Annotated in this window: 12 protein-coding genes; 2 read left to right on the top strand and 10 right to left on the bottom strand. The window is 68.5% G+C overall.

The features are described 5' to 3' along the window. Positions 1-13 precede the first annotated feature (13 nt). The 4 genes from JOE59_RS16320 to JOE59_RS16305 form a co-directional block, all read right to left on the bottom strand. Complete coding sequence (locus JOE59_RS16320) at positions 14-1,636, bottom strand: MFS transporter (RefSeq protein ID WP_204462306.1); 1,623 nt, start codon at positions 1,634-1,636, stop codon at positions 14-16. Positions 1,637-1,794: 158 nt separating this feature from the next. Further along, complete coding sequence (locus JOE59_RS16315) at positions 1,795-2,643, bottom strand: class II glutamine amidotransferase (RefSeq protein WP_204462304.1); 849 nt, start codon at positions 2,641-2,643, stop codon at positions 1,795-1,797. Between the two features lie 120 nt (positions 2,644-2,763). Further along, positions 2,764-4,071 (bottom strand): serine hydrolase domain-containing protein, encoded by a 1,308-nt coding sequence (locus JOE59_RS16310; protein ID WP_204462302.1) that lies wholly within the window; start codon positions 4,069-4,071, stop codon positions 2,764-2,766. A gap of 118 nt (positions 4,072-4,189) precedes the next feature. Beyond that, complete coding sequence (locus JOE59_RS16305; protein ID WP_307837096.1) at positions 4,190-5,497, bottom strand: ATP-dependent DNA helicase; 1,308 nt, start codon at positions 5,495-5,497, stop codon at positions 4,190-4,192. A 138-nt stretch (positions 5,498-5,635) separates the two neighbouring features. On the opposite strand from JOE59_RS16305, the gene JOE59_RS16300 reads away from it, so the two are divergent. Beyond that, positions 5,636-6,682: a hypothetical protein gene (locus tag JOE59_RS16300; protein WP_204462298.1), complete on the top strand. Its 1,047-nt coding sequence runs from the start codon at positions 5,636-5,638 to the stop codon at positions 6,680-6,682. A gap of 5 nt (positions 6,683-6,687) precedes the next feature. On the opposite strand, the gene JOE59_RS16295 is transcribed toward JOE59_RS16300, so the two are convergent. From JOE59_RS16295 to JOE59_RS16270, 6 genes are all read right to left on the bottom strand, one after another. Further along, on the bottom strand, positions 6,688-8,658 hold the full coding sequence (locus JOE59_RS16295; protein WP_204462296.1) for a bifunctional copper resistance protein CopD/cytochrome c oxidase assembly protein: 1,971 nt from the start codon (positions 8,656-8,658) through the stop codon (positions 6,688-6,690). Between the two features lie 108 nt (positions 8,659-8,766). Further along, entirely contained in the window at positions 8,767-9,054 is a 288-nt protein-coding gene (locus JOE59_RS16290; RefSeq protein WP_056007305.1) for an HU family DNA-binding protein, read from the bottom strand. Between the two features lie 273 nt (positions 9,055-9,327). Beyond that, positions 9,328-9,633 (bottom strand): 30S ribosomal protein S14, encoded by a 306-nt coding sequence (gene rpsN / locus JOE59_RS16285; protein WP_056654699.1) that lies wholly within the window; start codon positions 9,631-9,633, stop codon positions 9,328-9,330. Positions 9,634-9,635: 2 nt separating this feature from the next. Further along, the gene (gene rpmG / locus JOE59_RS16280; RefSeq protein ID WP_022892462.1) at positions 9,636-9,803 is read right to left on the bottom strand and encodes a 50S ribosomal protein L33; all 168 of its coding nucleotides are present in this window, start codon (positions 9,801-9,803) and stop codon (positions 9,636-9,638) included. Beyond that, positions 9,803-10,039, bottom strand: a complete 237-nt coding sequence (rpmB, locus tag JOE59_RS16275; RefSeq protein WP_056654700.1) for a 50S ribosomal protein L28 — start codon at positions 10,037-10,039, stop codon at positions 9,803-9,805. Before rpmB ends, rpmG begins: the two co-directional genes overlap by 1 nt. Positions 10,040-10,251: 212 nt before the next feature. Further along, entirely contained in the window at positions 10,252-10,923 is a 672-nt protein-coding gene (locus tag JOE59_RS16270) for a YrhK family protein (RefSeq protein ID WP_204462295.1), read from the bottom strand. 223 nt (positions 10,924-11,146) lie between these two features. On the opposite strand from JOE59_RS16270, the gene gad reads away from it, so the two are divergent. Beyond that, entirely contained in the window at positions 11,147-12,601 is a 1,455-nt protein-coding gene (gene gad, locus JOE59_RS16265; RefSeq protein WP_204462294.1) for a glutamate decarboxylase, read from the top strand. The last annotated feature ends 2 nt before the right edge of the window (positions 12,602-12,603 follow it).

The following is a 12,603-nucleotide window of genomic DNA, read 5'->3' as shown; positions in this document are numbered from 1 at the left end:
GTTCCCGCCCGGCTCACGTCACAGGCGGGGCATCCGCTTTCTCCGGCTTCCGGCCAATGACCTCGTTGGGGATGCCCCGCGAGAAGAAGAGGGCGAAGAACGCGATCACGATGAGCGCGAAGAACGCGGTGTGCAGCGAGGAGATCTGGGAGTCGGTGTAGATGCGGGTGAGCTCGGCGCTCTCGGCCGCATCGAGGCCGGCCTCATCGGCGATGCCGGCGACATCGGCGGCCGGGAGGATCGCGACACCGGACTCGGTGCCCTCGCTGACCAGCGCCTTCGTCTCGGCCGAGAGCTCGCTGGATGCCACCCCGAGCGCGAAGGTCGAGGCGAGCGCGCCGATCAGCACCGAGCCGATGAGTGCGGTGCCGAGCGAGGAGCCGAGGTTCTGGAAGACCCCTTGCAGGCCGCCGACCTCGCTCGTCTGCGACTCGGAGACGCTCGACATGTTGACATTGCCGAGCTGCGAGGCGAGGAGACCGAGCGCGGCGCCCGCGACGAACATGCCGAGCCCGAAGGCGAAGCTCTGCAGTTCGAGGTCGACCGAGGCGAGCAGCAGGATCGAGCTCAGCACGAGCGCGATCTGGCCCACGCGCACGATGCGCCGCGGCGACCACAGCCGCGAGAGACGCGTGCCGACGATCGAGAAGAGGATGAGCGAGATCGACAGCGGGAAGATCTTCAGGCCCGTCTCGAGCGCGTCGAGGCCGAGGGTCATCTGCAGGTACACGGGCACCATGAAGAACAGGCCGGCCGTGATCGCGTACTGCGCCCCGAGCACCGCGAGGCCGCTGCGGAGCCGGGTGATGCCGAACAGCGCGACGTCGACGAGCGGCTGGCGACCGGCGGCCGAGAGGCGGCGTTGACGCCGCACGAACAGCGCCAGGAGCCCGGCGCCGGCGACGATCAGCCACGCGCACAGCGAGATGCCGAGCGGGGCGATCTCGACCCCGCCGATCTCGGGCGAGTGCAACGGCGTGATCCAGCCCCACGTCTTGCTCTGCAGCATGCCGAGCACCACGAAGACGAGCCCGATCGCCGAGAGCAGCACGCTCCAGACGTCGATGTGCGCGGCCTGCCGCGCAGTGCGGTCCTGGATGACCCGCGTGAACAGCACGACGAAGAACATGATGACGACCTCGCCGATGAACACGTAACGCCAGCTCGCGTAGGTCGTGAGGAAGCCGCCGATGAGCGGGCCGGCGGCGACCGCGGCGCCCGACACCGCGCCGATGACCGCGAAGGCGGTGATGCGGTCGGTGCCCTCGTAGTTGTCGGCGATGAGCGCGGCGACCGCCGGGATCACGAGCACCGCGCCGACGCCCTCGATGATCGACCAGCCGAGGAAGAGCACCTGCACGTTCGGGCTGAGCGCGGTCATGAGCGAGCCGAGCGCGTAGATGCACGAACCGATGACGAACGCCCGGCGCCGCCCCCACACGTCGCCGAGCTTCGCGCCGAGCAGCATGAGCGCCGCCATCGTGAGCGTGTAGAACGTGATCGCCGCCTGCATGGCCGTGACCGTGGTGTCGAGGTCGACGACGACGGTCGAGATCGACACGTTCATGACGGTGCCGTCGAGCACCATCACGAACTGCGCGGCCCCGAGGATCGCGACAACGGACCACTTCTTCATCTGATCCCCGCTTCCGACGACACGACGTGGAACGTGCGGTCGGGCGGGCCGTTCGACCCGGCGACCTCCGGCAAGGTGCAGCCGAGGTCAGTATGGCACCGGATGCTCCGGCGCGGGCGTGTTTGCACCCCTGCGAGACGGTGCGTCGTGGTCGGCCGTCAGGCCGGTACCGTGCTGCCCATGAACGGCTCGTAGTGGTATCCCTCGGCGCCGAGGATCGCGACCGTCGACTCCGGCACCTCGAGGAAGGCGCCGGGCAGGTCGTTGAGCGGCTCGGAGACCACGACGCGCGCCCGCTGGCCGAAGAGCTTCAGGCGCGGGAGATCCGGGTACATCTCCTGCAGCGTCGGGATGTCGACGGAGTGGAAGAGCGTGCGCGACCTGCCCTCGGAGGAATACCGGAACGCCCAGATCGTCGCACCGTCGGCGAGCGCGATCGTGCCCTGCATCGGGTGGTCGACACCGCGCGCCCGACCGATCTCCTCGACGAACTGCACGGCCTTCCTCATGCCGGCGATCGGGTCGTCGAGGAGGCCGAACGTGAGGGCGAGGTGGAAGAGCACCTCGGAATCCGTGGTGCCCTGGATGTGCGGGTAGAGCGAGCGGTCGACGGCGAAGGTGAGATCGCGCTTCAACTCGTGGAACCCGTGGATCACGCCGTTGTGCATGAACAGCCAGTTGAGATACCGGAACGGATGACAGTTGGTGCGCTGGATCGGCGGCCCGGCGGCCGCGCGAACGTGACTGAAGAACAACGGGCTCTCGACCGCGTCGGTGATCTCGCGCAGGTTCTCGTCGTTCCACGCAGGTTCGACGCTGTGGAAGATCGACGGCAGGCTCCCCTCCGTCGAACCGACGGGATACCAGCCGAATCCGAACCCGTCGCCGTTGACCGTCTCGGCACCGAGCGGCGAGTCGAGCGACTGGGCGACGAGCGAATGCTGCGCGTCGAGGATGACGAGCGATGGTTGGAGCGGTTCTCCCGCGTAAGCGAGCCAACGACACATGGGACTCAACCCCCTCGTCCGGCATCTGAGTCCGGACGCCGCCAGCCTAGTGCCGCCCCGACGATTCCTCACCTGCTGCGTGCGAGTTGCCCTCCGCACGGGCGGAGACCGTCGCCGCGCTCAGCCCTCGGGCGCCGGTTCGGCCGCGGGATCCGGTGTCGGACACTTGGCCAGTTCCTTCATCTTGGTCGTCGCCTGCTCGAACGACCACGGCAGTTCGACGAGCGGCTGCTCGTGCTCGGCGGCCGGCGGAGCCTTGGACGCGAGCGACGCGAGGGCGAAGGCCGCCTCTCGGACGAAGGCGCCACCCGAGGTCGAGTTGTTCAGCGCGATGACGACGGTGAGCCCGGTCTCGGGATCGGTGAACGCGGCCGTCAGCGCGCCGGGCGACTCGCCGGCGAGACCGCGCATCGGACCGTACTCCGCACCACCGAGCCCCCAGCTCTGCCACGCGGGAGCCTCGCCGCCCAAGGGGATGGGCGTCCACTGCGTGCGTGCCGTCGCCTCGTCGAGCAGCGCACCCGTCGCGAACGCGGCGCTGAGACGACGCACGTCGTCGAGACTCGACACCGCGCCCGCCGCGCCGCCGCCCATCGAGCTCGACTGATCGGAGTCATCGCGGATGACGGCGCAATCGGCCTCGCCGTTCGTGGCGAGTGCGGCCGAGAAGGCGCCGAGGGCGTCGTCGAAGTCGGTGTCGGTCGGCGACGGCAACGACGTGTCCTCGAGCCCGAGCGGATCCAGGACGTATTGCGCGGCGAGATCGTTCCATGTGCGGCCCGTGCTGCGCTCGAGCGCCATCGACAGCAGCAGCACTCCGGTGCGCGACTCGGTCCATTTCTCGCCGGGAGCGCCGACGCGCGGCAGCGCGAGCCCGCTCGAGAGGAGCTCGTTGGCCGGCCAGACGCGCTCGGGATTCGACACGAAATGGCTCTTCAGCCCCGGGTAGTAGTCGGCGACGCCCGAGGTGTGGGCGCAGAGCTGACCCAGCGTGATGCCGTCGAGACCGGGCACCCAGTCGACGTACGTCGAGACCTGGTCGTCGAGCGCCACACGGCCTTCCTCGACGAGGCGCAGCAGCACGGTGCAGGTCACCTCACCCGTGAGCGTTCCGAGGTGGAACTCGGTGCCGGCGCTGACCGGTTCGGACTTCTCGCCGAAGTCGACGGTGCCCGAGTTGCCGGTCCACTCGCCCGACCAGGGCGACCACGCCCCTGCCACGCCGCCGCTCGAACCGCTGAGCCTGACGGCTTCGTCGAGCACCGCCTGCAGTTGGTCGGAGAGCTCGCTGTCGAAGGCGGCGTCGACGGGATCGAGCCCCGCCAACGGGTCGACGGCACCGCCGGTGCATCCCGACAATCCGAGCGCTCCGACGAGCAGTACGACGAGAAGCCCCCGCCTACGTGCGACCTTGGTCTGGCCAGCCACCTAGCTCCCCTCAGCCGTGTGTCCGGTGAAATTGTAACCCGGCCAGGGGGCGATGCCCGGACCGGGCGCTCCGCGGCGCGGGGTCGAGGGCGCTCCGTGGCGGCTGCCGCGCGGCGGATCAGCGATGCGGCACGGTGATCTCGCGATCGGCGCCCGACATGAACCGCTCGACGTTGCGATCGACGATGATGTCGCTCGGCCGCAGCGGACGCTCGAGGTAGAGCCCCTCGAGCGACGTCAGACGACTCAGCGCCACATACGTCTGCCCGGGGCTGAAGACCCGCTGGCCGAGGTCGACGATCGCCGTGTCGTAGCTCGCGCCCTGCGACTTGTGGATGGTCACCGCCCAAGCCAGTTTCAACGGGAACTGCGTGAACTCCGCGACGATCTGCTTCTCGAGCTTCTTGCGGATCGGATCCCAGGTGTACTTGTACTTCTCCCAGGTGACCTGCTCGACTTCGTGCTCCTCGCCGCCGACGTCGACGCGCACGACGCGATCGAGTGAGGTGACGGTGCCGATCGTGCCGTTCACCCAGCGCTGGCCCTCGGGCCCGATCGCGGTGTCGTTGCGGAGGAACATGACCTGCGCACCGAGCTTCAGCTCGAGGTTCTCATCGGCGGGGAACGCCCGGCCGCCGAAGTCGCCGTTCACCTCGGCCTCGTTGCCCTGCGACTGCCCCGGCAGCCGGTGCAGCTGCGTGCGGTTGATGCGGTTGACGGTGTCGTTGCGGGTGGCGAGGGTGATGGCACCCTGCTCGGGCAGCGGCCGCCGCGCGCCGACACTGTTGAGCACACCCGCGATCTCGGCCGTCACCATCCCGTGCCGCACCGCGTTCAGCATGTGCTTGAACTCGTCGTCGTGCTGGCGGTGGATCTCGCCGAGCTCGAAGATGCGCAGGTCGGTCTCGCGCCACACCTTCGCGTCGAAGAACCACATCGAGTCGTAGGTGTCGGCGAAGTAGGCGCGCTCGTCGGCGTCCCCCGGCACGGGTGCGAGCTGGTACGGGTCGCCGAACAGCACGACCTGCGCTCCCCCGAACGGCTCGAGGGGGCGCTGCCTGGCCTGGCGGAGCGACCGGTCCATCGCGTCGAGCAGGTCGGCGTTGACCATCGAGACCTCGTCGATCACGAGCGTGTCCATGGCGTTCAGGATCTTTCGCACCGTGTCGTTCTGCTCGATGTCGTGGTCGGCGATGACCCCGATCGGCAGCCGGAAGAGCGAATGGATCGTCTGCCCGCCGACGTTCAGCGCGGCGACGCCCGTCGGCGCGCAGATGACGATCTGCTTCTGCGTGTTCCAGTTCAGATGGTTCAGCAGGGTCGACTTGCCGGTACCGGCGCGACCGGTGACGAAGACGTGCTCGCGCGTGCCCTCGATGGCCTGGAACACCGCGGCCTGTTCTCGGCTGAGGGTGACGTTCTGCACAGGGGCGCTTTCGATTCGGCGAGCGGATGCCGCGGAAGACGACGCGCGGCGATCCCACTGTAACCGGCCGCTGCGGGCGCCGAGCAGAGCTGTGGACATCCTCAGTTCCCGCCGTCGGCGCCCCGTAGACTTGTGCGGGTGGGGAGCTCCGGGGTGCGCGGCAGTCGAGTCTCGCCGTTGTCCGTCGCCGGGTGGCTCGGACTCGCGGTGCTCCTCGTCGGCGCCTTCATCGCCGCCCTCGGCGCCCTGAACCAGACGATCTACGGCTCCTCGAGCTTCATCGAGCGCTACCTCTCGGCCATCGCCAACGACGACATCGCCGAGGCGTCCACGACCCCCGGTGTCGCCCTCGACGAAGCCGAGCTCGCCGAGCTCAGCCTGCCCGCGAACGTCTCGACCGCGATGCTGCGCACCGGTGTCATCGAGTCGGGGCCTGAAGACGTGCGCATCATGAGCGACGTCGCCCGTGCCGACGGCACGCACACCGTGACCGCGAGCTACCGTCTCGCCGAAGCGATCGTGCAGTCCTCGTTCGACGTGCGCCCGATCGAGCCGCTCTACGGCGTGCTGAACCGCTGGGAGTTCGCGGTCAGCCCGCTCGCCGTGATCGACGTCACCGCCGCGCACAACCCGACGTTCACGGTCGGCTCGCTCACCCTCGACTCACGTGCCCTGAAGTCGGGCGACGAGCTCGCCGCCTTCACCCAGGTGACTCCCTACATCGCGATCGCACCGGCCGTCTACGAGTTCTCCTACAGTTCGGAGCTGCTCGAGGCCGTGCCCGTGCCGCTGCAGGCCGACGCCTCAACACGCGCCGCCGTCACCGTCGATGCGCAGCCGACCCCGGCGTTCGTCGAACGGGTGCAGTTCAAGGTCGACGACTTCCTCGCCAAATGCGCCGCGCAACCGGTGCTGCAGCCGGCCGAGTGCCCCTTCGGCATCGAGATCGACGACCGGGTCACGGGGGACCCCGAGTGGAGCATCGTCACCTCGCCGCAGGTCACCCTGACGCCCGGCGAGTCGTCGTTCGACATGCCGCCCACCGAGGGCGTCGCCCACATCACGGTCGAGGTGCAGTCGCTCTTCGACGGGCACTACTACACGCTCGACGAGGACCGCCCCTTCACCCTCGCCCTCTCAGCGACGATCACGCCCGACGACACCATCGACATCCGGCTGAAGTAGCACGGCTACTGCGGGCGGTCGTGCTCGGCGATCGCCGCGAGCTGCGCGTTGTACGCCTCGAGCTCGGCATCGCCGGTGCGGTCGGCGTGGCGGTCGCGCCGCTTCGACTCCTTCTCGTCGCTGCGCGCCCACTGCACGGCGACGGTGATGGCGAGCGCCACCGTTGGGATCTCGCCGATCGACCAGGCGATGCCGCCGCCGAGCTGCTGGTCGACGAGCGCGTCGGTGCCCCAACCCATCGCGCCGTACCAGTCGGCCAGGAGGAGCCCGGTGCTCGACATGATCGCGAGACCGAAGAACGCGTGGAACGCCATGGTGCCGAGCAGCAGCAGCAGTCGGAACGGGTACGGCAGGCGATACGGCACCGGGTCGATGCCGATGAGCGACTGCACGAACAGGTACCCCGTGATGAGGAAGTGCACGATCATCCACTCGTGCCCGATGTGGTCGAACATCGTCCAGCGGAAGAGCGGCGAGTAGTAGAAGACCCAGAGCGAGCCGACGAAGAGCAGGGCGGCCACGATCGGGTTCGCGATGAACCCGGCGAACCTCGAGTGCACGCCGAGCAGGATCCACTCGCGGCCGCCGCGGCTGCCGTCCTTCCGGGCACGGATGGCGCGGGCCGCGAGCGTCACCGGTGCGCCGGGCACGAGCAGCACCGGCACGGCCATCGTGAGCACCATGTGCGCGAGCATGTGCGCCGAGAAGAGGTACTGCTCGTAGACGTTCACGCCGCCGTTGGTGATGTAGACGAGCAGCAGGAGGCCCGAGACCCAGAGCACCGTGCGGTAGATCGGCCAACGGTCGCCGCGCTTGCGGAGGCGTCGCACACCGGCGATGTAGAAGAAGATGCCGAAGCCGCATGCGAGCAGCCAGATGAGATCGGGGTTCCACTCGGTGAAGAACCGCGTCCAGTCCGGCCACGGCGGCAGGGGCTCCCCGGTGAGGATCTCCGCAGGCGTGCGGGCGAGTGAGCCCGCCTCCTCTTCGGAGACCGGGGTGGCCGTACGGGCGAGCGCGGCGGCCGCGCCCGAGGCGAGCCCCATGAACGCGAGCTCGGCGACGACGAGCCACCAGAACGAGCCTCGAGACCGGTCGCCCCGCGACATCCGCCCGATCAGGAACCGGCGCTGCGCGGCGCCGAAGAGTCCGAGCGCGATGAGCGCGACCACCTTGACGACGACGAGCATGCCGTAGGGCGTGAACAGCTGGTCCCAGTCGCCGATGCGGAGCGCGGCACTCGCATAGCCCGAGAGCGCGACGACGATGAAGCTGATGAGCGCCACGGTCGAGTAGCGCGCGAGCACGACGGGCAGTCGCTTCTCGCCGAGCTCGCCCTTCAGCAGCACGATCGTGACGAGTCCGCCGAGCCACACCGAGGCGAAGACGAGGTGCAGGCCGAGCCCGGTGACGGCGGCGGCGTGGCCGGCGGCGCCCGCCGCGTGGCCCTGCTGCGCGAGCGGCACGAGCGAGGCGACCGCGAGCACCGTCACGAACACGAGTGCGGTGTGGTTGCGCACGGCGAAGCACAGCACGGTGACGGCGGCCGCGACGAGCGTCGTGGTGAGCCAGGCCTGCCCGAGCTCGATGGTCGTGACGAACTGGCCCAGCTTCTGCCCGAACGCGTCGCTCAGGTCGAACGGCACGCTCGTGACGAGCAGGAAGGTGAAGAGGCCGGTCGCCGCGCTCGCGACCGTCATGACGGCAGCGGATGCCGCGGCGACATCGAGCGCCAGGTCGAACTCGCGTCGCTTCGGGCTGAGCGCCCAGACCGCGAGCACGAGGGCGCCGATCATGCCCGCAGCGCCGAGGTTCACGAAGAGCTTCGCGACGGGCACGCCGAAGCGGGCGAGGGGCCCGGGGTCCTGGATCAGCTGTTCGGCCGCGCCCCCGCCGTAGGCGAGGCCGGCGAATGTCGCGGCGAGGGCGACGGCGATGAGTGCGGCAGGGCCGAGCACTCGAACGGAGCGGGGCACCGAACCAGCCTAGACGGCCGTGCCCGTGCGTCCGCCCAGAGCGGGCGCCCGGCGGAGACGACGAAGGGGCGCACGGCTCACGCCGTACGCCCCTTCGGGAAGTCGCAGTTACTTCGCAGCAGCCTTGAGCTTCGAGCCGGCCGAGACCTTGACCGAGTAGCCGGCCGGGATCTGGATCTCGGCACCGGTCTGCGGGTTGCGGCCCGTGCGCGCAGCGCGGTGCGTGCGCTCGACGGCGAGCCAGCCCGGGATGGAGACCTTGGTGCCCGAGCCGACGGACTCGGCGAGCGCCTCGAAGAGGCCGCCGAGAACGGCGTCGACGGTGGCCTGGCTCTGTCCGGTCGACGCTGCGACCTTCGCGACGAGCTCGGTCTTGTTGAGCGACTTGTCAGCCATTGAATGTCCTCCTCGGACGTTCGCTGTTCGGTACAGCATTTGGTGAGTTCCTGGGAACGATCGTTCAACCGCCCCCGGTGGCCGATCAGGCCGCCTCGAATGTAACAGAGTTCCGCGGAATCCCGCGGATTTCCGGCCGTTTCGAGCACCTTCGCTCCGGCGTGTCGCGCGATACTCGATCGATTCGCGTCTCGCCGGACGGCGCCGGGTACGCGAGAGGGGCGCCCGGGGAGACCCCGGACGCCCCTCTCGGTGAAGCGTGAAGCTACGTGACTACCAGCTCGACTTGGTGATGCCGGGCAGCTCGCCACGGTGCGCCATGTCGCGGAAGCGGACACGCGAGACACCGAACTTCGTGAGCACACCACGGGGGCGGCCGTCGATGGCGTCACGCGAGCGCAGGCGAACCGGCGACGCGTTGCGGGGAAGCTTCTGCAGGCCCTTGCGAGCGGCCTCACGGCTCTCGTCGGTGCCGTTGGGGTCGACGAGCGCCTTCTTCAGCTCGAGGCGCTTCGCGGCGTACCGCTCGACGATCACCTTGCGCTGTTCGTTGCGCGCGATCTTGCTCTTCTTCGCCATTCTTAGCGCTCCTCTCGGAAGTCGACGTGCTTGCGCACTACAGGGTCGTACTTCTTGAGCACGAGGCGGTCGGGGTTGTTGCGGCGGTTCTTGCGGGTCACGTAGGTGTACCCGGTGCCGGCGGTCGACCGAAGCTTGATGATCGGCCGGATGTCCTGTGCCTTCGCCATTAGAGCTTCACCCCACGTGCCTGCATGTCCTTGACCACTGCCTCAATGCCACGAGCGTCGATCACCTTGATGCCCTTGGCGGACACGTTGATGGTGATGCTGCGACGCAGCGACGGCACGAAATAGGTCTTCTTCTGCACGTTCGGGTCGAAGCGGCGCTTCGTCCGGCGGTGCGAGTGCGAGATGTTGTGCCCGAAGCCGGGAACGGCTCCAGTCACCTGGCACACTGCTGCCATTGGTTTCCTCCAATACCGAGGGGCGGATGCCCCTCCCAAGGTCTCTTGTCTGCTGACCTTCCCCATGCGGAAGCCCGCGATTTCTCGCGTGGTTTCGATGGGGAGTGTCGCGGCATGGGCAGTGGAAGTGCCCAGCCAACGAGCCAGCTTACCAGATCGGGCAGGGACAACCGCACACGAGCCCGAACCGAGCGGATGCCGCAGGCCCGTCGTCACTCGGTGGGCGCGGGCTCTTCGCCGATCGTGCGACGCGAGAGGAGTGCCGCCAAGAGGAAGCACAGCGCGCCGAGGAGGGTGCCGAGGTTCGCCCAGAACATGCTCGTGAGCGTGCCGGTGTCGGGATCGACGTAGGCGCCGACCGCCGAGACGGCGAACGCGATCGAGCCGAGCATGTTGAGCCACGTGCCGTGCCAGGTGCGGGCGTCGCGGTCCCAGAGCTGGCCGCGATCCTTCGTCGCCATGATCGCGAAGGCGCTCGCTGCGAGGAATGCGACCGAGCCGAACGCGTCGGGCCGCCAACCCGCACCGAGCTTCGTCGGGTCTGCGACGGCCGCGGCGAGCGCGACCGCGGTGCTCACGTTGAAGCAGAGCGTGCCGGCGAACTGCACCGCCGCTGCCCACCAGTCCCAGAAGTCGGCGTGGCTGGTGCCGCCTCTCGGAACGCGGCGGCCGCTGAGGCTCAGCTGGATGAATGCGGCGAGCGTGAAGAAGACCGAGCCGACGAAGAAGGTGATGCCGACCCCGACGCCGCCCACCCACTCCGCGTAGAACGGGATGGCGCCGACGAGGAAGCAGAGGGAGCCCACGGCGAAGCCCCAGGCCTCCCGACGCAGCCGCCGAGGCCGGGGTACGCGGGCGCCGATGCGCTGCTCTGGAGCCGCCATGCTGCAACTCTAGCCATCGATCGATGAGCGGCCGGGAACGCTCGGCGAACGCAGCCCGACGGTTCCCCGTCGTATCGGTCTCACTCGATCTGCACTATTGACGCCCCTCGCCGAGGGGGGCCACACTCGGAGTTTGGGCCGTCTTCTGGGGGTCGACACCCACTCTGCCGTCTCAGACGCGCCCATGTTCATGCACGACGAAGCAGAACGCGGGGGGACCACCATGACCGATCTCAAGCCACGATCCCATTCGGGCAGCGGCAGCAACGAACCGATCACGCCGGATCGTTCGCGACACGCGTTCGCCGGAATCGGGGATCGCAACCAGCTGAACCCGATCTTCGCGCGGGAGGGCGAGGCGACGGACTTCCCGCTGGACCGGATTCCCGACGGCGAGTCACTGCCCGAGACCGCATACCAGATCGTCCACGACGAAGCCATGCTCGACGGGAACGCACGCCTGAACCTGGCGACGTTCGTCGGCACGTGGATGGATACGCACGCGACCCAGTTGTACGCGGAGACCGCGGACAAGAACATGATCGACAAGGACGAGTACCCGCAGACCGCCGCGATCGAGACGCGATGCTGGAAGATGATCGCGAGCCTCTGGAACGCGCCGAGCGCGGAGGGCGCGATCGGCACCTCCACCATCGGTTCGTCCGAGGCGTGCATGCTCGGCGGTCTCGCGCTGAAGCGCCGCTGGCAGCAGAGGCGCCGCGCCGAGGGCAAGTCGACCGAGAAGCCGAACCTCATCCTCTCGAGCGCGGTGCAGGTGTGCTGGGAGAAGTTCTGCAACTACTGGGACGTGGAAGCGCGCTACGTGCCGATCAGCGACGAGCACAAGGTGCTCGACGGCCACGACCTCGACAAGTACGTCGATGAGAACACGATCGGCGTGGTCGCGATCATGGGCGTGACCTACACCGGCATGTACGAGCCGGTCGCCCAGATCTCGAAGGCACTCGACGCGATCCAGGAGAAGACCGGGCTCGATGTGAAGATCCACGTCGACGGGGCTTCCGGGGGCATGGTCGCCCCGTTCCTCCAGCCCGATCTCGAGTGGGACTTCCGCGTCGACCGGGTCGTGTCGATCAGCACCTCCGCCCACAAGTACGGGCTCGTCTACCCGGGACTCGGGTGGGTGGTCTGGCGCACGGTCGATGACCTGCCGAAGGACCTCGTATTCGATGTCACCTACCTCGGCGGCCACATGCCCAGCTTCGCGCTCAACTTCTCTCGACCGGGCGCGCAGGTCCTGCTGCAGTACTACCTCTTCCTCCGCCTCGGCTGGGACGGCTACCGCAAGGTGCAGCAGGCGTCGCAGGATGTCGCGGTGTACCTCTCGGGCGAGATCGCGAAGATGGACGCGTTCGAACTCTGGAACGACGGCACCGACATCCCGGTCTTCGCGTGGCAGCTCAAGAAGGGCCACACCGAGAACTGGAACCTGTACCACCTCTCGGAGCGTCTGCGCCTGAAGGGCTGGCTCATCCCCGCGTACCCGATGCCCGACGACATCTCGGACCTCGTCGTGCAGCGCATCGTCGTCCGCAACGGACTGAGCCGGAACCTCGCCGAGTCGCTGCTCCTCGACATCCAGGAGGCCACCGAGTTCCTCGATGCCCTCGAGTCGCCCATGCCGATCGAGGGCCAAGTGTCCTCCTTCACGCACTGAGG

It is taken from the genome of Agromyces cerinus, assembly GCF_016907835.1.
Lineage (GTDB): Bacteria > Actinomycetota > Actinomycetes > Actinomycetales > Microbacteriaceae > Agromyces > Agromyces nitratus.
Note: the sequence above shows the minus strand (reverse complement) of the source record. Positions and strands in the feature narration are given on the sequence as shown.

Coding starts and splice junctions, on each gene's coding strand:
- JOE59_RS16320 (WP_204462306.1), bottom strand. CDS start 1,636: ATGAAGAAGTGGTCCGTTGTCGCGATCCTCGGGGCCGCGCAGTTCGTG.
- JOE59_RS16270 (WP_204462295.1), bottom strand. CDS start 10,923: ATGGCGGCTCCAGAGCAGCGCATCGGCGCCCGCGTACCCCGGCCTCGG.
- JOE59_RS16290 (WP_056007305.1), bottom strand. CDS start 9,054: ATGGCTGACAAGTCGCTCAACAAGACCGAGCTCGTCGCGAAGGTCGCA.
- rpmG (WP_022892462.1), bottom strand. CDS start 9,803: ATGGCGAAGGCACAGGACATCCGGCCGATCATCAAGCTTCGGTCGACC.
- rpmB (WP_056654700.1), bottom strand. CDS start 10,039: ATGGCAGCAGTGTGCCAGGTGACTGGAGCCGTTCCCGGCTTCGGGCAC.
- rpsN (WP_056654699.1), bottom strand. CDS start 9,633: ATGGCGAAGAAGAGCAAGATCGCGCGCAACGAACAGCGCAAGGTGATC.
- gad (WP_204462294.1), top strand. CDS start 11,147: ATGACCGATCTCAAGCCACGATCCCATTCGGGCAGCGGCAGCAACGAA.
- JOE59_RS16315 (WP_204462304.1), bottom strand. CDS start 2,643: ATGTGTCGTTGGCTCGCTTACGCGGGAGAACCGCTCCAACCATCGCTC.